Here is a 17,848-nt window from a genome sequence, read left to right on the forward strand (position 1 = left end):
GCGGCGCCGCCCTCACGGCTTCTCGTCCCGCTCGTTGTAGGCGCGGGCGGCCCGTTCGTTGAGGGCGCTCCCGGCCCGCTGCACGGTCCGCGTCACCGCTCCCCGCGGCGGGTCGACGTCCTTGCCCTCGCGCTGCCCGCGCGGACCGCCGGGCGCGCTCGGCAGGAGGCGCGCGGCGACGCCGCTGAGCCGGGTGGTCGCCGCGGGGGCGATGCCGTGCGCCAGGCCGGCGGCGCGTGCCGCGGGGGTGAGCACGAGGCGGGTGCGGCGCCGGACGACGGCCCGCACGATGCGCTCGGCGGCGCGTCCCGCGTTCATCGACACCAGCGGCGTGCCCGCGAGGGTGGAGAACCACCCGTACTCCTGGCTCCGCGCGCCCCCGAACCTCGCGTGCAGATGGGAGCCGGTGCGCATCAGGCCGGGGTACACGGCGCTCACGCTCACGCCGCTGCCCGCCGTCTCGGCCCGCAGCCCCTCGGCGAGGACGCCGATCGCGGCCTTGGCGCACGAGTAGGGCAGCAGGTGCGGCACGCCGAGCAGCCCGCCGACGGAGGAGATGAGCGCGAGCCTGCCGCCCGCGGGGCTCTCCCCGAGGTGGGGGAGGGCTTCGAGGGCCGTGTGCAGGGCGCCGTGGAACATCGTCCGCATCGCGTCCTCGAAATCCTCGGCGCGCAGCGCCTCCAGCGGGGCGACCTGGATGATGCCGGCGTTGGCGATGACGATGTCGACACCGCCGAGGTCCGCACGCGCCGCGGTGAACAGCTCGCGTACCCCCGCCTGGTCCCGTACGTCGCAGACGGTGGTCCGCACGGTCGCCGCCGGGTGACGGGCCAGCAGCTTCGCGCGGGCCCGCGCCAGCTCGCCGCCGTCGCGCGCCGCGAGCGTGACGGCGCAGCCGCGGGCCAGCAGGCGGTCCGCCATGAGCAGCCCGAGGCCGCGCGAGCCGCCGGTCACGACGGCACGGAGCCCGCCGAGGTCGTCCACGCTCCCGATGCTCCCGGTCGTCCCGCGCCGGGCCCCCGTCATCGTCCGGTCGCCGTTCACGGCCGCAGCAGCGTCTTGATCATGCCGTCTTCCTTGGCCTGGAACGTCTCGTACACCTTGGGGGCCTCCTCCAGGGAGACGTGGTGGGTGGCGAAGCCGTCGACGCCGAGCGGGTCCTCGTCGGTGAGCAGCGGCAGGAGGTCGCCGACCCAGCGGTGGACGTTCGCCTGGCCCATGCGGAACTGGAGCTGCTTGTCGAACATCGTCAGGAGCGGCATCGGGTCGACGGCTCCTCCGTACACGCCGGAGAGCGAGACCGTGCCGCCGCGGCGCACGATGTCGATCGCCGCGTACAGGGCGCCGAGGCGGTCGATGCCCGCCTTCTCCATGAACTTCGCGCCCATGGCGTCGGGCAGCAGCCCCACGCCCCACTGTGCGGCCTTGGCCAGCGGCGCGCCATGGGCCTCCATGCCGACGGCGTCGATCACGGCGTCCGTGCCGCGGCCGTCCGTCAGGTCGCGGATCGCGTCCCCGAGGTCCTTGCCGTGCCGGCGCAGGTCGATGGCCTTGACGCCGTCGCGCGCCGCCCGGCTCAGCCGCTCGGGCACCAGGTCGACGCCGACGACCAGACTCGCCCCGCGGTGCAGCGCGATCCGCCCGCACATCGCCCCGATCGGCCCGAGACCGAGCACCGTCACGGTGCCGCCGGGCGGGATCGCGGCGTACTCGACGGCCTGCCAGGCGGTCGGCAGCACGTCGGAGAGGTAGACGTACCGGTCGTCGGCGGGACCGTCGGGCACCTTGACGGGCAGGTTGTTGCCGAACGGCACGCGCATGTACTCGGCCTGACCGCCCGGCACCTGTCCGTACAGCTTGGTGTAGCCGAAGAGGGAGCCGCCCGTGCCCTGGTCGCGGTTCTGCGTCGTCTCGCACTGGGAGTGCAGCCCGTGGCCGCACATGAAGCACTCGCCGCAGGAGACGTTGAACGGCACGACGACCCGGTCGCCGACGGCCAGTTCCGTCACCTCGGGGCCGATCTCCTCGACGACGCCCATCGGCTCGTGGCCCAGGATGTCACCGGCGTCGAGGAACGGGCCGAGGACCTCGTACAGGTGGAGGTCCGAACCGCAGACCCCCGTGGAGGTCACGCGGATGATCACGTCGGTCGGGTCCTTGATGACCGGATCGGGGACGGTCTCCACCCGCACATCGCGCCTGCCCTGCCACGTCAGTGCCCGCATCGCTCACTCCTCGCACCAGCTGTCGGTCGTAGCCCTGCTGTCGGCGCGCGGGTTCCCCGGGCCCGAGGTGTCATGCGAGTTCCTCGGAGCCGACACGAGGCACGCCCGGTCCCCAGCAAACCCGCATGCGCCCGCACCCGCCAACCGCAACGGGGCGTTCGGGGCACGCCGCGGGCCTCACTCCCCGGGCGGCAGTGGCTGTTCGGTCCAGATGGTCTTGCCCGAGTGGGTGTAGCGCGTGCCCCACCGCTGGACGAGGCGCGCGACGATGAAGAGCCCGCGGCCGCCCTCGTCCTCATCGCCGCTGTGGCGCAGGTGCGGCGAGGTGTGGCCGGTGTCCGCGACCTCGCACAGCAGGGTGCGGTCACGGATGAGGCGCACCTGGATGGGCCCCTCGGCGTACCGGACGGCGTTGGTCACCAGCTCGCTGACGACGAGTTCGGTCGTGAAGGACAGCTCGTCGAAGCCCCAGTCGCGCAGTTGCCGCGTGGCCAGCTCCCTGGCGCGGCCCGCGGCGACCGGTTCCGCGGGCAGCACCCACTCGGCGACCTGCGAGACGTCCAGCTCGCGGGTGCGGACCAGGAGCAGGGCGGTGTCGTCACCCGCCGAGCCGCCGGGAAGGAGTTCGGCCACGGCCCGGTCGCACAGCTCTTCGAGGGACGCCTCGCGGTCGCCGAGCACCCGCGCCAGGGTGTCGAGGCCCTGGTCGATGTCGCGGTCGCGCGCCTCGACCAGGCCGTCGGTGAAGAGCGCGAGCAGGCTGCCCACCGGCAGCTCGACCTCCGCCGACTCGAACGGCAGACCGCCGAGGCCGAGCGGCGGCCCCGCGGGCAGCTCGGGAAAGGTCGGCTCTCCCCCCGGGCCGACGATCGCGGGCGGCAGATGCCCCGCCCGCGCCATGACGCAGCGCCGCGTGACCGGGTCGTAGACCGCGTAGAGGCAGGTCGCCCCGGTGGTCACGTCGGCGTACGTGGCGTCGGGCGGGCCCGGGCCGCCCCCGTGCTCGTCCGCCGCCTGCGCCACCAGGTCGTCGAGCCGCGAGAGCAGCTCCACGGGGTCCATGTCCATCTGGGCGAAGGCGCGTACGGTCGTACGGAGCCTGCCCATCGTGGCGGCGGCCTGCAGCCCGTGACCGACCACGTCGCCGACCACGAGCCCGACCCGGGTCCCGGACAGCGGGATGACGTCGAACCAGTCGCCGCCGACCCCCGTCACGTCGTCCGTGGGCAGATAGCGGTGGGCGAGGTCGACCGCCGACTGCTCGGGCAGCCGCTGCGGCAGCAGCTGGCGCTGGAGGGCCAGGGCGGCCGTGCGCTCCCGGGTGAAGCGGCGGGCGTTGTCGATGGACACGGCCGCGCGCGCCACCAGCTCGTCGGCGAGCGCCACCTCGCCGCCGTCGAAGACGGCCGTGCCGGTGGAGCGGACGAAGGCGACGATCCCCAGCAGGCTGTTCTCGGCCCGCAGCGGCACCACCAGGGCCGTGTCGTCGAGTACGAGCCCGCCCGAGGCGAGGGCGCGGTCCTGCGGTGAGCCGGGCGGGTACGCGACGGCGGAGCGGATCTCCGGGGGAGGGGCGGTGTCCGGGTCCTCCGCCGAGCGGTGGGCGACCCGCACCAGGGACATGGCCGCCGAGGACCCGGTGGCGGGCAGCTCGCCCTCCAGGACCGCCCTGCCGAGGTCGACGGTGACCGCGGCGGCGAACTCCGGCACCGCCACCTCGGCGATCTTCTCGGCCGTGGCCGTCACGTCCAGGGCGGTCCCGATGCCGCGGCCCGCCTCCACCAGCAGGGCGAGGCGCCGCTGGGCCCGGTCGCGGTCGGAGATGTCGAAGGCGTCCTCGCAGACCCCGAGCACGTGCCCGTCGGCGTCCTGGAGCCGGTAGTAGGCGCAGGACCAGAGGTGGTCCGTCTCCGGGTCGCTGGGCGGGCGGCCCTGGAAGTGCAGGTCGAGGAAGGACTCGCCCGTGTCGAGCACGTGCCGCATGACCGCGTCGAGCGTGGGCGGGTGCCCCTTGGTGACGAACCTGCCCGCCATATACATGTCGTCGGCCCGTGAGCCGCGGAACTCGGCGAACGGCCGCCCCATCTCCTGCTCGTACGCCGCGTTGCACCAGGCCAGCCGGAGATCGGTGTCGTAGATCGCCAGGCCGACGGGGGACTGGGTGGCGAGTCCATGCAGCAGGGCGAGCCGGGCCTCCCACAGCCGGAGGTCGGCGAGTTCCGCCATGACGAGGACCCGCTCGGCGGGGCCGTCGCCGCGCAGCGGACACACCGCGGTGGCCACGAGCAGCTCGTGGCCGTCCCGGTGCCGCGCGACGCGGATCTCGTTGCCCCGGAACCCGGGAGGCACGGCGGAGGGCACGGGGCGGGGCGGCAGGAACGTCACCAGGGGCCGCCCGACGACCTCCGGCGCCCGGTGGCCGAGGAGCCGCTCGGCGGCGGGACTCCACCCGATGACCGTGTCCCGGGCGTCGAGGACCGCCGTGGCTCCTCTGGTGACGTCCAGGGGGCCACGGAAGTCGGTCCTCGGCTCGGCGTTCGGTGCAGTCATGGCGCCACATCAGCCCCGTTCGTTCCCTACAGGGTCCGCCGTCGCCGACACGGGCACAACCGCGGGGCGCCGACGGCTCCCCCATGCGGGTGCGGGGGCCGGGAGGACGGGCACGGCCCTCAGACCGCCCTGACCGACATGACCTCGTGGACGACGGCCGAACTCATCGACAGCCCGCGGCAGGTCAGTTGGCGCGGTGGTGTGCGGTGGGAGCGCACCTCGACGTCGAAGGCCGCGGGGCGCGGCGTCCGGGTGACGACACGGACGCGCCACTGGTCGTGTTCGCGGGCCGTCGCGACGACCGCGTAGTGGTGCCGGCCGGCCGGACCGAAGCGCCCGAGGAGCGCCGCGACCGCGACCTGCTGCGGCGGGAAGAGGTCCGTGTACCCGCGCAGGTGCTCCGGGCGGATGCGGTCGGCCAGGTGTCCCGCGACGGTCTCCACGCACGAGGCGGCGTCGAGGTTGCCGTAGTAGACGCCGTCGGGCACGACGATCACGTTGGCGGCGAACCGGTCGCCGCCCACATGGCTGCACTCCCACACCAACTCGGGCCAGCGTTCGCTCAGGGCACGCCCCACGGGACGGCCGCGCACGGCGCAGCAGGCGTCGTGCCGGCCGTGGGCGCAGACGAGGACGACGGGCGGCGGACCGGGCGCGCCGGGGCCGGCTCCCGGCCCGCCCTCCGGTTCTTCGAGCGCGGCGGCGATCCGCACCAGGTCCTCGTCGCGGCTCCAGGTGCCCCACCGCTGGTGTGCGGCGCCCGTGCCCTCCTGGCGCAGCACCGCCCACCGCCCGGGGCCGTCGGCGGAGCGGCGTTCGTGCCGGCGGATCAGCAGGATGCGGGCCCGCACCGCCCGGGCGGCGGAGAACACCAGCTCCTTGACGTCCGGATCGAGGGCGAGGCCGTCGAAGCCGCTGGGCGGCCAGCCGCCGCGGTGCTCGACGAGGACCCAGACGGAGCCGTACGGCGCGGTGCCCGCGAGGAGATCGCCGCGGGTCCGCGCGGCGTCGGCGCAGAAGAACCGCCCCTCCGCGGCCACGTCACCGCTCGGCGGGGACCAGGACGCCCGCGCGCAGCAGTCTGACGGCGAGCGCGACACCGAGGTCACCGGCGGCGTGCACCTCCCCGTCGAGCACACGGGTCACCGACGGCAGATCGGCCTCCGGGAAGTCGAGCCGGCCCACGCGCGTGACCAGGCGCGAGCCGTCCAGCCGCGCTTCGAGCGCGGCGCGCAGCCGCACGGGGGAGCCGGGGCGCAGCCCCTCGACGGCCGCGAGCTGGGCCAGCGGCCCCAGCGGCGCCGGACGCCCCTGGGCCCGCCGGGTGCGGTGGAACAGCGGCGTGGAATCGGCCTGCGCGACCGCGGCGGTGAGGCGCTCCCGTACGGTGTCGATCTCGTCGCCGGGCCCGCTCACGCCGAGGGGCAGGGCGGCGCGCATCCGGGGGTCGTCGCGCAGCGTCGCGAGCGCGGCCTCGGCGAGCTGCTCGGCCAGCGCGTACCGCGTCCAGGTGTGGACGCCGAGCGTCAGGTGGACGGAGACCTCGCCCTGCGCCTCGGCGGCGTGCAGCCAGCCGCGCGGCAGATAGAGGACGTCACCGGGCTCGACGACGGTGTCGATGGACGCCTCGCCCCGCGCGGCCTCGGCGACGGCAGGCCGGCGCTCGGTCCAGGGCTGGTCGCGCAACGGGTCGGGGTGGACGGGCTCGTGGACGATCCAGCGCTTGGTGCCGCCGATCTGGAGCACGAAGACGTCGTGGACGTCGTAGTGGGCGTCGAAGCCGCGGTTCTGCGGCGGCGTGACGTACGCGTTGGCCTGCACGGGATGGCCCAGCTCGCCGCTCAGCCGGGCGCTGAACTCCCCGACCGGCTCCCAGGTGCGCTGCAACGCCTGCAGGACGAGCGTGGCGCCGTCGGCGAACGCGCGCCACAGCGCGGTGTCGTCGAGCTGGTCGGAGATGGTGGCGCCGACCCCGCCGGACGCGGTGAACGACGACTCGGGCAGCGTGGAGCCGTCCTTGGCGACGCGGAGGAACGGCGTACGCAGCCCGCGCCGCGAGACCAGCTCGTCCACGGCGTCGGCGGAGAACAGGTCGCTGAAGTCGCTCGCGCGGCGGGTGAGCAGCGCGGTGCGCGCCCAGATCTCGCGGGCGAACGCCTCCTGGCCGAGGCCGCCGGTCAGGCGCGTCTCCAGGACGCCGGCGCTTGGTGCCGCGCCGGCGCCTCGGGGGCCGGTGTGGAGCGCGGTCCGGAGCCCGGCGGTCCCGGGCCCGGCCTGCGGGCCGCTCAAAGGCCGCTGCCGGACTGGTCGGCGCCGCCGTCCGCGCCGCCGTCGTGGACGCCGGGGGTGCCTGCCGCGCCGCCGTCGGCGGGTCCTTCGGCGCCGCCGTCCGCGCCGCCGTCGTGGACGCCGGGCGTGCCCGCCGCGCCGCCGTCCGCGGGGCCCTCGCTCTGCCGGGTCGGGTCCTGCTCGGGGTTCGCCATGGTTCCTCCTGGGAGTCGGACGGGGTCGAACGGGTGGGAACGGGCGGGCCGGGGCGTGCCTCGGGAGCCCTCTCCGCTCCCACCAAGCTCGCTCAGGCGACGGGGGTCGGCAACCCGGACCGCGGGCGCCGTGGTGCCGCGGTCCGGGTCGGCCGTGCGCCGTCCCCGCCCGACATGCGGAGGCGGTCCGCGTAGGGCAGCGTGGAAACGGACTGCGGCCGAGGCGCCGGACGGCGTACGCCCACCGGTCACCGCCGGCGGCCACCTGTGGCGCCCGGCGACGGCACCGGCATCACCGGCGCCCCACTCGCGAACACCAGGAGGAACTTTGAGTGACTTCCAGGGCAGGAACCGCCAGGACCAGAGCACGTCAGCGGCGGTGGCAGAGACGGCACGGCACAAGGCGGGCGAAGGCGCCGGACTGGTCGGCGAACAGGCCGGCCAAGTGGCGGGCACCGCCAGGGAACAAGCGTCAGGAGTGGGTCACGAGGCCACCGCCCAGGCACGTGACCTGGTGGGAGAGGTCCGGGACCAACTCCAGGACCAGGCAAGGACCCAGACCCGCCGCCTGGCGGAGAACGTCCGCAGACTGGCGGACGAACTGCACGACATGAGCGCGAACGGCAAGCCCGACTCCACCGCCGCGGGTGTCGTCGGCCAGATAGCCGACGGCGGCCGCCAAGTGGCGTCCCGCCTGGAGCAGCGCGGCCCCGACGGCCTCGTCGGCGACCTCCGGGACTTCGCGCGGCGCAGGCCGGGCGTGTTCCTGGCGGGAGCGGCCCTGGCGGGCTTCGTCGCGGCACGGGCGGGCAAGGGCGTCAGCGCCGCCGGTTCGTCCGCCGCCCCGGGCCAGGGCGCGACGGGCCGGGGCGCGACGGGCGCGGACTTGCCCGCCGCGGGCACGCCTCCGCCCTCCGCACCCGTGTCCCCACCGTCGCGCCCGGACGCGCGGGGGCCGAGCCAGAGGAGTTGACCGGTGGCCACACTGTTTCCCGAAACCGCGAGCACGGACCAGCACCGTCGGACGGCCCCGTCGGACGAACCCTCGATCGGTGAGCTGTTCAGCGAGATCAGCACCGATGTGTCGCAGCTGGTCCGCGACGAGATCGAACTGGCCAAGGCCGAGATCAAGCAGGAGTCGGCGAAGGCCGGCAAGGCCGTCGGCATGCTGGGCGGGGCCGGTTACGCCGGTCACCTCGTCCTGCTCCTGGGCAGCCTGACCGCGGTCTTCGCGCTCGCCCACGTGGTGGACATCGCCTGGGCGGCGCTGATCGTCACCGCCGTGTGGGCGGTGGTCGCCGCGGTGCTGTTCACCGCCGGCCGCAAGCGCCTGCGCACCGTGCACCTCAAGCCCGAACGAACCGTGGAATCCCTGAAGGAGGATGCCCAATGGGCACGACACCCGACGAGCTGAGGACCGACGTGGAGTACCGGCGCGCACATCTCGCCCGCAACGTCGACCTCCTGGCGGACAAGGTGGCCCCCCGCAGGGTCGCGCGGCGCGGGGCGGGCGCCGCCCGAGGAAGGCTGACCGGCATGAAGGACCGCGTGATGGGCACAGCCGGTGACACCGCCGGGCACGTCGCGGACACCGCGCACGGCCTGGCCGACTCCGCGGGCCAGACGGCGGGCAGCCTCGCCGACACCGCGAAGGACACGACAGGGCAGATCGGTGACGCCGTCCAGCGGGCGCCCTCCCAGGTGAGGCAGCAGACGCAGGGCAGCCCGCTCGCGGCCGGCCTCATCGCCTTCGGCGCCGGCATGCTGACCGCCGCGCTGCTGCCGGTCACCGAGGCCGAGGAACACGCGGGCAGGCAACTGCGCGAGCACTCCGACGAACTGCTCGAACCGGCGAAGCAGCAGGCGATGCGGGCGGCACAGGACGTCAAGGAAGAGCTGCGGGAGCCGGCCGCCGAAGCGGTGGAAGCGGTCAAGTCCACGGCGCAGGACGCCGCCCGGACCACGAAGGAGCAGGCCCGGAGCGCCGGGCAGGACACGGCGCAGGGGCTGCGCGAGATGGGCAGGGAGACCGCGCAGGAGGTGCGCGAGGACCCCGGCGGCCCCGGCCGGCCGAAACCCTGACGGCGCGCCCCGCGCGGGCACGAGGACGACCGGCCCACCCTGCGGAACGGGGTGGGCCGCTCTCGTGCCGTCCGGGTGCCGGGCGGAACGGGGCGGGCCCTTCAGCCGCGCGGCTCCTCGGGGAAGAACGTCACCTGCGGGGCGCCCGTACGCGGATGGACGGCGACGTCCGCCGCCACTCCGTAGACGTCGGCCAGGAGCCGCGGGGTGAGGATCTCGGCGGGCGGGCCGAAGGCGACGACCTCACCGGCGTGCAGGACGTAGAGGCGGTCGCAGTAGTAGGCGGCAAGGTTGAGGTCGTGCAGGGCGAGCAGCACGGTGGCGGGCAGGCGGCGCAGGGTGCCGAGTACGGACAACTGGTGCCGGATGTCGAGGTGGTTGGTGGGTTCGTCGAGGACCAGGAGGGTGGGCTGCTGGGCGAGGGCGCGCGCGATGAGGACGCGTTGGCGCTCGCCGCCGGAGAGCCGGTCGAAGGGGCGGTCGGCCAGGTGGACGGCGTCGGCTGCCGCGAGTGCGGAGTCGATGAGTCCGGCGTCCTCGGGGGTGTCTCCCGCGAGGAGCCGCTTGTGCGGGGTGCGGCCCATGGCGACGACCTCGCGGACGGCGAGGTCGAAGTCGGCCGCCGAGTCCTGCACCACCGCCGCCACGGTGCGGGCCAGCCGCCGCACCGGCAGCGCCCAGGCGTCACCCCCGTCGACCCGGACCTGGCCCGCGTCGGGGCGCAGGACCCGGTAGACGGTGCGCAGGAGGCTGGACTTGCCGCTGCCGTTGGGGCCCACGAGCCCGACGGTCTCGCCGGGACGGGCGGTCAACGTGACGTCGCGCACCAGATGGCGCGCTCCGGCGGTCAGCGTGACGCCGTCGACGCTCAGTTCGGTCGCCGTCATGCCACTCCTCGGTCGGTGCCGCGCCGGGCGTCCCTGCGCATCAGCCACAGGAAGAACGGCCCGCCGCACAGGGCCGTGAGCACGCCGACGGGTATCTCCATCGGCGCGGCGACCGTCCGCGCGGCGATGTCGGCCCAGATGAGGAAGACCGCTCCGCCGAGTGCCGCCGTCGGCAGGACCCGGCGGTGGTCGCCGCCGACGAACAGGCGCACGATGTGGGGCATCATCAGGCCGACGAAGCCGATCGGTCCGGCCGCCGCGACCAGCACGCCCGTGACGAGGGAGAGCAGGACGAAGAGCCGGGCGCGGAAGCGGGCCACGTCGAGCCCCATCGTGGTGGCCGCCTCCTCGCCGGCCAGCAGCAGGTTCAGGTTGCGCGCCTGCACCATGAGGACGCCGATGCCGAGCAGCAGGGCGGTGCTCGGCAGCCAGAGCGAGCCCCAGTCGACGCCGCCGAGACCGCCGAGGGTCCAGGCGAGGACCGCGCGGGCCTCGTTCCCCCGGTCGGTGGTGAGCAGCAGCAGGTCGAGGACCGCGGTGAGCATCGCCGCGATCGCCACTCCGGACAGCACGAGCCGCGACGAGGTGATGCGTCCGCCGGTGCGGGCGGTGGCGTAGACGAGCAGGAGCGCGCCCAGGGCGCCCGCGAAGGCGGCCGCCGACAGCGAGACCGGCCCGAGGAGGGTCACCCCGAACACGATCACGGCGACCGCGCCGAGCGACGCTCCGGAGGAGACGCCCAGCAGGTACGGCTCGGCGAGCGGGTTCCGCAACAGGGCCTGCAGCGCGGTGCCGATCACCGCGAGGCCGGCGCCGGTGACCGCGCCGAGGAGCACCCGCGGCGCCCGCACGTCCACGACGATGACCTCCCGGGCCCGCGACCAGTCCGGTTCCCCCCAGCCGGCGCCCAGCGCGTGCGTGACGATGCCCCAGACCTGGCCGGGTGACACCTGGACGGAACCGATCGCGAGGCCCGCCGTGGCGGAGACCGCGAGCAGGGCGGTGAGCACGAGCAGGGTGCAGGTCAGCCGTGTGCGGCCCGCGCCCGGCTCGGCGGGCCCCTGTCGTCGCACCGTCCGCTCGGCGGGCGTCCCGGTGGCGGCCTGGGTCACCGGAAGCTCTCGGGGTGCAGCCCGCGGGCCAGGTCCTCGACCGCGTCGGCCGAGCGGATGCCGACCAGGGTGTCGGTCAGCGGCAGGACGACGAACCGCTTGTTCTTGACGGCGGGTACGTCGGCGAGCGCGGGCCGGGAGAGGAGGAACCTCTTCTTCTCCTCGACGCTTCCGGCGCCCGCGTAGTCGTAGATGGCGATGACCTCGGGCCGGCGCTCGACGACCTGCTCCCAGGAGACGTCGCCGAAGACGTCGTCGAGGTCACCGAAGACGTTCTCGCCGCCGGCGAGCCGGATCAGCTCGGTGCCCAGGCTCCCGCCGCCCGCGGTGAAGGCGCTCTTGTCGCCGCTGTCGTAGACGAAGACGGGCACGTCGCGTTCCCCCCCGACCTTGCCGGCGGCCCTGCCGACGCGGTCCTTGAGGTCCGCGACCAGGGCGTCGGCTCGGTCGTTCACACCGAAGATCCTGCCGACGGCGCGAATCTCGTCGTAGGTGTCCCGCATCGTCACCCGCTTCCCGCCGCAGTACTCGCGGTTGAGGTAGGTGTCGATGCCGGCGTCGGCGAACGCCTCGCGGGAGCGGCCCGCCTTCTCGTCGAAGGCGCTGCCGTAGCCGCCGTAGACGAGGTCGGGTTCGGCGTCCAGGACGGTCTCGAAGGACGGTTCCCTCTTCGCCAGTTCCGGTACGGACGCGAAGTCCTTCCGCAGCTCGGGCAGGACGGCGGAGTCGGGGAAGGCCGTGCCGACCATGCGGTCCCTCAGGCCGAGGGAGAGCATCAGCTCCGCCGGGTGCTGGTGGATGGTGACCACCCGCGACGGCGGCCTGTCGTACGTCGTCCGCACGCCGCAGTTGTCGACGGTGACGGGGAAGCCGGCGGGCACGGCCGCGGTGGCCTTCGCGTCCCCGCCGCTCCCGCCGGACGAACCGCAGCCGGCGGTCAGCAGCACCGATGTCAGGGCGACGGCGGCGGCCGTGGCACGAAGGAGCCCGCGCGTGCGGGCAGGGGGGAACAGCTGGGACACGTGAAGCCTCCTGGAGTCCGCGCTCCTCGGGACGGGCCCGCGACGGACCAGTGTCCTGACTCCCGGATCGGCGTTCCCCCCGCCTTCCCGCGCGGTGCGCAGTGGCATGCCGGAGGGGCGCTCCCCGGTCACAGTGGCGGGACCGTGCCGGATTCACACCGGCTTCCTGTCTCCCGTCGCGGCAATGACCAGGCGATCCTACGTTCCCCCGAGCCGACGGCGAAAGAGCGTGCGGCCCCGGCCGTACGCCCTTTCGCCCCCGCCCCTCCTCTACGCGGCACGGACGGCCCGGAGGACGAGCCGCTCGGCACTCTCGTCGTAGGGGCGCCCGTCGAACCCGCCGAAGACCTCCACGCGGCCGAACCCCGCGTCCTCGGCCATCCGCCGGAGCTCCACGGCGCTGTACACGAACCAGGTCAGGGTGGCCCGCGTCACCCGCTCGCCACGGACCAGCACCCAGTCGCTGCGCAGCCGCGCCCACTCGTCCAGCACGGTGTCGGTCTGCACCAGCACGTCGTCGCCCCGCCGCACCACCTTGGGCGGGGTGACCCTGCGGGCCAGGAGCTCCTTCCCCGCGAGGTCGAGGACGAGCGTGCCGCCGGGTGCCAGGCAGGCGTGCATGGTGCGCAGCACCCGCGCGTTGTCGGCGGGGTCCTCGAAGTACCCGAAGGAGGTGAACATGTTGAGGACGGCGTCGAAGCGGCCCGGCGCCTCGTACGTGCGGGCGTCGGCCCGCACGTAGTCGACCTCGGCGCCGGCGCCCGCCGACCGCTTGCGGGCCCGCTCCAGCATGGCCGGGCTCAGGTCCACGCCGGTCACGCGGTGGCCGCGCCGGGCGAGCGGCACGGTGAACACCCCCGGCCCGCAGCACAGGTCGAGCACGCGCGAGCCCGGCGGGAAGGCCAGCAGGGGAGAGGTGTCCAGCAGCTCCTCCGCCTGCTCGTGGCGCTGCTCGGAGAAGAGGAAGTCATGGAACTCGGTCCAGAAGTCATCGTCCTGGAACCCGCCGGTCCGTGTCATCGCGCGGTCAGTGCTCCTTCGTGGTCGCCGTCGGGGTCGGGGTGCCGCGCCGTGCGACGGCGCAGCGCGAGCAGCAGAGGGGGAAGCAGCAGGCACTGGGCGGCGGCCAGCAGCCAGAACCAGCCGGTGCTCCCGGCGCGTTCGCCGGCGCCGTACAGCTGACCGCCCAGCACGCCGCTCGCGCAGGCGCCGAGGCCCGCGGCCAGCCGCTGCTGACCGAAGACCACGGCGTCGGAGCGGGGGCTGCGGCGCAGTGCCTCCAGGTCGTTCTTGAGGAACAGCACGATGTCCCCGAGGGTGATCAGCGCGCCGCCCGCGAGCAGCGCGGCCCGGTTCCCCGCCGCCAGCACGGCCAGGCCCGCCGCCAGGCCGGTGAAGCCGATCGCGAGGGCGAGGGCGTAGGGCATGCGCCGGATCAGGCCGGACGCGACCGGCTGTACGACGATGACCAGCGTGAAGCAGAGCAGCAGCACCACGCTGTAGAAGGCGCCGGAGGCGCGCTCGACGGCGTACACCGCCAGGAAGTGCTGGAAGTGGAAGTAGAGGTAGAAGGCCAGCGCGTTGGCGGCGAACGGCAGGAGCGCCACGCCGGCCAGGAGACTCGGGGGAGCCGTCTCCGGTGACGCGGCGGGTTGCTCCTTCCCGGGCTCCGGCAGCCGTGCGTGTCCCGCGGTGACCGCGAGGAACAGCGCCGTGACGGCCGCGAACAACCAGCCGGGCGCCGACAGGACGAAGGGACCGGCGACGAGCGGGCCGACGGCCATCCCGGCGTTGAGTGCCGCGTTGCCCGCCGACAGGAACGCCGGACGGCGCTCGTCGTCGACGCCGTGCACCAGGTACGCCTTGTTGGCGGGCAGGTAGAGCGCGGCACCGCAGCACGTCAGGACCAGCGCGCCGACCGCCAGGGCCGGCCAGCGCAGGGCCGCCAGGAGCCCGGCGAAGCCGGCGGTGCGCACGACGAGCGCCCACAGCATCGTGCGGCGCAGCCCGAACCGGTCCGCGAGGGCCCCGCCGACGATGCCGCCGGAGAACTGCACGAGCGATGCCACGGCCAGGACGGCGCCGGCCGCGCCGAGCCCCATCCCCAGCCGTTCGTGCAGGAACACCGACATGAACGGCAGGACCATGAAGCTGCCGAGCGGAATGAGGAACGAGCTGAGCAGGAGGAACCGCAGCGGCCCGGTGAGCGGGAACAGCGAGGCCCGCAGACCGGGCCCCCGGTCGGTGCGCTCACCCACCGGGCGCCTCCCGGCCGGCCGGGCCGGGGAACGGGCCGGTGAGCACGCGCAGGGCACCGGCCGCGGCCACCGCGCGGTGGGTGGCGAGTTCGGCGGTCTCCGCCTCCGCGTACACGATGCCCGCGTAGCCGCGGCTGTCGCCCAGGTGCTCGATGCGGTCGCCGGGCCGCTTGACCGGGTACCAGACGGGCGCCCCCGGCATGGCGGTGAGCCGGTCGAGGCCGGCGACGCCGGTGAACACGCCGGGCGCGGCCGGGTAGCCGAGCACGAAGGCGACGGCGGGGCCGCCGGGCAGGTCCGCGTCCATGAGGCGGGGGCGGCGGCCGAGCGCGGCCTCGATCATCGCCTCGTACACGTTGACGCCCAGCGCCCGGCACAGGCCCTCGCCGACCAGGGCGCCCCCGATGCGGGGATTGGCCTCCACCACCTCCGGGCCGTCGGCGGTCAGCACGAATTCCACGTGCGCGAACCGGTCGGTGTAGTCGACGGCGGCGAGCACCCGGTCGAGCCAGGACTCCAGCGATGCCCGCTGCCGGCCGGGGAACGCCACGGGGAAGGCGGTGATCTCCTCCCGGAAGCGCGGTTCCGGTGACATGAGCCGGCTGGAGACGCCGAGCAGCCGGGTGCGGCCGTCCCAGGTGAGCGTCTCGGCGCTGTACACCGGGCCGCTGAAGTAGGGCTCGGCGAACAGCCGCCCCTTCAGCTCGCGGACCGCTGCCTCCGCCAGTGCCGCGTCGAGCTCACCCTCGTCACGGACCAGCCACACGTTCTGGCTCCCGGTGCCCGCGGTGTCCTTGAGCACGAGCGGCAGCCCCGCCTCCTTGAGCAGCAGCGCACGTGCCTCGCGGTCCGGCTCGGCGACTTCGACGGCCCGTCCGCGGGTGAGACCCGCGTCGTGCAGCCGGTTGCGTACGGCGGCCTTGTCCCGGGTCAGCCGCAGGACGGCCGGATCGAGCCCCGGCAGGCCGAGGCGTTCGGTGAGGGCGGCGCCGGCCAGGGTCCAGGTGTCGGTGGAGCTGATCAGACCGCGCAGCCCCGGGACGCGCCGGAGCAGATCGGCGGTCCGTGCCACGTCGAAGGTGTCGGTCACGACGACGTCGAGGGCGCCCGCGGGCAGCCGGTCCAGTTCGTGGACGTAGTAGGCGGGGTCCCGGGTGAGGAGCAGCAGGCGCTCGCCGAGCCGGTCGGCGGCGGTGACCAGGTGGCCGAGGCCGAAGGTCAGGGACTCCAGGCAGGCCACGGTCATGCGGCGCTCTCCTTCCGGTCCGCCGGGCACGGAGTGCGCCGCCACGCCATCCTCGACCAGGGCATGGCCATCTCCTCCGGGCCGCGGACCTCGCGGGGCTTCAGCGCGGCCGGGTCCAGGGCCTCGGTGTGCCGCGCGAACACGCGCTCCACGTAGCGGTGTCCGGTGTCGGCCCCTATCACCAGGTGCAGCCGGTCGGGGTGGCGGCGGGCCTCGTACGTCGCCGCCAGGTACCCGGCACCGGTGGACAGTCCGGCGAAGACCGCGTGCTCCCGGAGCAGGGCGACGGCACCGCACATGGCGTGGGTGAAGTCCAGCCAGTGCACGGTGTCGTAGAGGTGGTGGCGGACGTTGTCGAAGACGATCGACGAGCCGATGCCGGCGATGATCGCCTCCGGGTCGTGGTGGTCCTGGCTGCCGAAGGTGACGCTGCCGAAGGGCTGCACGCCGACCAGCCGCACGGAGGGGTCCGCGGTGCGCAGGCGTTCCACGATGCCGCCGGTCGAGGCCCCGGAACCCACTCCGCCGACGACGGTCAGCGCCGCGGAGGGGAACGCCGCCGCGATCCGGTCGGCGACCTCCCGGTAGCCGAGGTAGTGGACGGCGTCGTGGTACTGGCGCATCCAGTGGTGTCCGGGCCGCTCGGCGAGGATCTCCCGCACCCGGCGCACCCTCAGCTCCTGGTCGAGTCCGAGGTTCCGCGACGGTCTGACCTGTTCCACGGTGGCGCCGAGGATCTCCAGCTGGGCGAGGGTGGTGGCGTCGACGGTGGTGGACGCGACGATGTGGCACCGCATGCCGTACCGGTGGCAGGCCAGTGCGAGGGCGTGGGCGTAGATGCCGCTGGAGCTGTCGACCAGGGTCTGTCCCCGGCGGACCGTGCCCCGCTCCAGCAGATGGCGGACGGCGGCGAGGGCCGAGTAGATCTTCATCGACTCGAACCGCAGCAGGACGAGTCCATCGGTGAGCCGGACGAGGTCCGGGACCTTCAGGGCGTCGGCGATGTGGGGGTGGATCACCCGTAGCCTCCTTGGGCGAAGGTGCACTGGTGGCCGAGCGAGTGGAAGAACGCGGAGAGGTCGGACTTGGTCTCGGCCCGTGGGCGTGCGGTGAAGAGGTAGCCGGCCAGGCAGCCGGTGTGGGCGACGAAGACGCCGTCGGCGCCGAACCGCTCACGATGGTGCTGGAGGCTGCCGAAAACCGCCTTGGGCAGCACCTCCTGGGACAGTGCGGCGCTGACCGTGGCGGCGCGGGCGACGGCGGCCGGATCGCCCGAGTCGAAGCCCTTCACCAGGTCGGTGAGACACCGCTGGTACTCCTCGCCGCGGCGCCGGTAGTGGTCGAGCAGCAGGGGAGTGACGGCAGCGGTGTCCACCGTGCCGGGTTCCGTGACGTAGACGGTGTGGAAGCCGATGTCCGCGCCGAGCCGCCGCACCACCCGGTGCCGGCCGCTGAGGTACAGCGCGAACTCGTCGAGGAAGACGCTGTCGGCGCGTTCGATGTCCGCCAGGATGCCGACGACCACGTCCACGTCGTACGGCAGGGAGAAGACGCGGAACAGACAGCGCAGCGTCGCCACGACGTCCGCCGTCGAACTGGCCATGCCGATGCCCACCGGCAGTTCGGAGTGGACGCGCCAGTCGCCCGCGGGCAGCACGCGGCCGTAGTGGGCCAGGAAGAGCCGCGCCGCCGTCGCCGACTTCTCGCCCAGCACCCCCGGATACGGCGATCCGGCCGTCGCCCCCGGTGTGAAGTACACCCAGGAGTGCCGGTCCACGGGGAAGGACACCACCGCGATCTCGGGGTCGCCGCCCGCTCGCGACGGGCCCTGGTACAGCTCGCCCAGGGTGCCGTGGCAGACCCCCGACACCGTGCCGCGGGGCGAAGCCGCTGGGTCCCGCACACCGTCCTCCTCCGTACCGGGCCTTGCACACCGACAGGGAGGGAGGCGCGGCCCCACGCACGACGTACGAGACCGCTCAT

16 protein-coding genes, 1 pseudogene and 1 riboswitch are annotated in these 17,848 nt (G+C 74.4%); of the genes and pseudogenes, 3 read left to right on the plus strand and 14 right to left on the minus strand.

Going from position 1 to position 17,848, the window contains the following annotated elements; all coding sequences use genetic code 11:
- Positions 1 to 12 precede the first annotated feature (12 nt).
- The 6 genes and pseudogenes from AB0I16_RS32370 to AB0I16_RS32395 form a co-directional block, all read right to left on the minus strand.
- Complete coding sequence (locus AB0I16_RS32370) at positions 13 to 984, minus strand: SDR family NAD(P)-dependent oxidoreductase (protein ID WP_363253227.1); 972 nt, start codon at positions 982 to 984, stop codon at positions 13 to 15.
- Between the two features lie 56 nt (positions 985 to 1,040).
- Positions 1,041 to 2,225 (minus strand): alcohol dehydrogenase catalytic domain-containing protein, encoded by a 1,185-nt coding sequence (locus tag AB0I16_RS32375; RefSeq protein ID WP_363253228.1) that lies wholly within the window; start codon positions 2,223 to 2,225, stop codon positions 1,041 to 1,043.
- Positions 2,226 to 2,402: 177 nt separating this feature from the next.
- Entirely contained in the window at positions 2,403 to 4,775 is a 2,373-nt protein-coding gene (locus AB0I16_RS32380) for a SpoIIE family protein phosphatase (RefSeq protein WP_363253229.1), read from the minus strand.
- Between the two features lie 119 nt (positions 4,776 to 4,894).
- Positions 4,895 to 5,815: a sucrase ferredoxin gene (locus AB0I16_RS32385; protein ID WP_363253230.1), complete on the minus strand. Its 921-nt coding sequence runs from the start codon at positions 5,813 to 5,815 to the stop codon at positions 4,895 to 4,897.
- Between the two features lies 1 nt (position 5,816).
- Positions 5,817 to 6,968: a cupin domain-containing protein gene (locus AB0I16_RS32390; protein WP_363253251.1), complete on the minus strand. Its 1,152-nt coding sequence runs from the start codon at positions 6,966 to 6,968 to the stop codon at positions 5,817 to 5,819.
- A 113-nt stretch (positions 6,969 to 7,081) separates the two neighbouring features.
- Positions 7,082 to 7,258 (minus strand): annotated as a pseudogene (locus AB0I16_RS32395) (BatC protein); the annotation flags it as partial.
- A 328-nt stretch (positions 7,259 to 7,586) separates the two neighbouring features.
- Here AB0I16_RS32395 and AB0I16_RS32400 point away from each other — a divergent pair.
- Genes AB0I16_RS32400 through AB0I16_RS32410 form a run of 3 tightly spaced genes read left to right on the plus strand, consistent with a single transcriptional unit; the run spans position 7,587 to position 9,340 of the window.
- A complete protein-coding gene (locus AB0I16_RS32400) occupies positions 7,587 to 8,231 on the plus strand; it encodes a hypothetical protein (RefSeq protein WP_363253231.1) in 645 nt (214 codons plus the stop codon).
- A 3-nt stretch (positions 8,232 to 8,234) separates the two neighbouring features.
- The gene (locus AB0I16_RS32405; protein WP_363253232.1) at positions 8,235 to 8,672 is read left to right on the plus strand and encodes a phage holin family protein; all 438 of its coding nucleotides are present in this window, start codon (positions 8,235 to 8,237) and stop codon (positions 8,670 to 8,672) included.
- Positions 8,648 to 9,340 carry a DUF3618 domain-containing protein gene (locus AB0I16_RS32410; RefSeq protein WP_363253233.1) on the plus strand — a complete coding sequence of 231 codons (693 nt, stop codon included), beginning with the start codon at positions 8,648 to 8,650 and terminating at the stop codon, positions 9,338 to 9,340. Before AB0I16_RS32405 ends, AB0I16_RS32410 begins: the two co-directional genes overlap by 25 nt.
- 101 nt (positions 9,341 to 9,441) lie before the next feature.
- Here AB0I16_RS32410 and AB0I16_RS32415 read toward each other — a convergent pair whose 3' ends face one another.
- The 8 genes from AB0I16_RS32415 to AB0I16_RS32450 form a co-directional block, all read right to left on the minus strand.
- Positions 9,442 to 10,227, minus strand: coding sequence for an ABC transporter ATP-binding protein (locus AB0I16_RS32415; protein WP_363253234.1), 786 nt, complete (start codon positions 10,225 to 10,227; stop codon positions 9,442 to 9,444).
- Positions 10,224 to 11,300 carry an iron ABC transporter permease gene (locus AB0I16_RS32420; RefSeq protein WP_363253252.1) on the minus strand — a complete coding sequence of 359 codons (1,077 nt, stop codon included), beginning with the start codon at positions 11,298 to 11,300 and terminating at the stop codon, positions 10,224 to 10,226. Before AB0I16_RS32420 ends, AB0I16_RS32415 begins: the two co-directional genes overlap by 4 nt.
- A 35-nt stretch (positions 11,301 to 11,335) precedes the next feature.
- Positions 11,336 to 12,361 carry an ABC transporter substrate-binding protein gene (locus AB0I16_RS32425; RefSeq protein ID WP_363253235.1) on the minus strand — a complete coding sequence of 342 codons (1,026 nt, stop codon included), beginning with the start codon at positions 12,359 to 12,361 and terminating at the stop codon, positions 11,336 to 11,338.
- A 48-nt stretch (positions 12,362 to 12,409) separates the two neighbouring features.
- A riboswitch (cobalamin riboswitch) is annotated at positions 12,410 to 12,531 on the minus strand.
- 100 nt (positions 12,532 to 12,631) lie between these two features.
- Positions 12,632 to 13,381, minus strand: coding sequence for a class I SAM-dependent methyltransferase (locus tag AB0I16_RS32430; protein ID WP_363253236.1), 750 nt, complete (start codon positions 13,379 to 13,381; stop codon positions 12,632 to 12,634).
- Positions 13,378 to 14,619, minus strand: a complete 1,242-nt coding sequence (locus AB0I16_RS32435) for an MFS transporter (RefSeq protein ID WP_363253237.1) — start codon at positions 14,617 to 14,619, stop codon at positions 13,378 to 13,380. Before AB0I16_RS32435 ends, AB0I16_RS32430 begins: the two co-directional genes overlap by 4 nt.
- Positions 14,612 to 15,865: an ATP-grasp domain-containing protein gene (locus AB0I16_RS32440; RefSeq protein WP_363253238.1), complete on the minus strand. Its 1,254-nt coding sequence runs from the start codon at positions 15,863 to 15,865 to the stop codon at positions 14,612 to 14,614. Before AB0I16_RS32440 ends, AB0I16_RS32435 begins: the two co-directional genes overlap by 8 nt.
- Positions 15,862 to 16,884: a cysteine synthase family protein gene (locus AB0I16_RS32445; RefSeq protein WP_363253240.1), complete on the minus strand. Its 1,023-nt coding sequence runs from the start codon at positions 16,882 to 16,884 to the stop codon at positions 15,862 to 15,864. Before AB0I16_RS32445 ends, AB0I16_RS32440 begins: the two co-directional genes overlap by 4 nt.
- Positions 16,881 to 17,768, minus strand: coding sequence for a hypothetical protein (locus AB0I16_RS32450; RefSeq protein WP_363253241.1), 888 nt, complete (start codon positions 17,766 to 17,768; stop codon positions 16,881 to 16,883). The genes AB0I16_RS32445 and AB0I16_RS32450 overlap by 4 nt, the downstream gene beginning before the upstream one ends.
- Positions 17,769 to 17,848 lie beyond the last annotated feature (80 nt).

Origin of the sequence: Streptomyces sp. NPDC050703 (genome assembly GCF_040654435.1) — a bacterium.
Lineage (GTDB): Bacteria > Actinomycetota > Actinomycetes > Streptomycetales > Streptomycetaceae > Streptomyces.

Coding starts and splice junctions, on each gene's coding strand:
- AB0I16_RS32415 (WP_363253234.1), bottom strand. CDS start 10,227: ATGACGGCGACCGAACTGAGCGTCGACGGCGTCACGCTGACCGCCGGA.
- AB0I16_RS32375 (WP_363253228.1), bottom strand. CDS start 2,225: ATGCGGGCACTGACGTGGCAGGGCAGGCGCGATGTGCGGGTGGAGACC.
- AB0I16_RS32440 (WP_363253238.1), bottom strand. CDS start 15,865: ATGACCGTGGCCTGCCTGGAGTCCCTGACCTTCGGCCTCGGCCACCTG.
- AB0I16_RS32380 (WP_363253229.1), bottom strand. CDS start 4,775: ATGACTGCACCGAACGCCGAGCCGAGGACCGACTTCCGTGGCCCCCTG.
- AB0I16_RS32430 (WP_363253236.1), bottom strand. CDS start 13,381: ATGACACGGACCGGCGGGTTCCAGGACGATGACTTCTGGACCGAGTTC.
- AB0I16_RS32410 (WP_363253233.1), top strand. CDS start 8,648: ATGGGCACGACACCCGACGAGCTGAGGACCGACGTGGAGTACCGGCGC.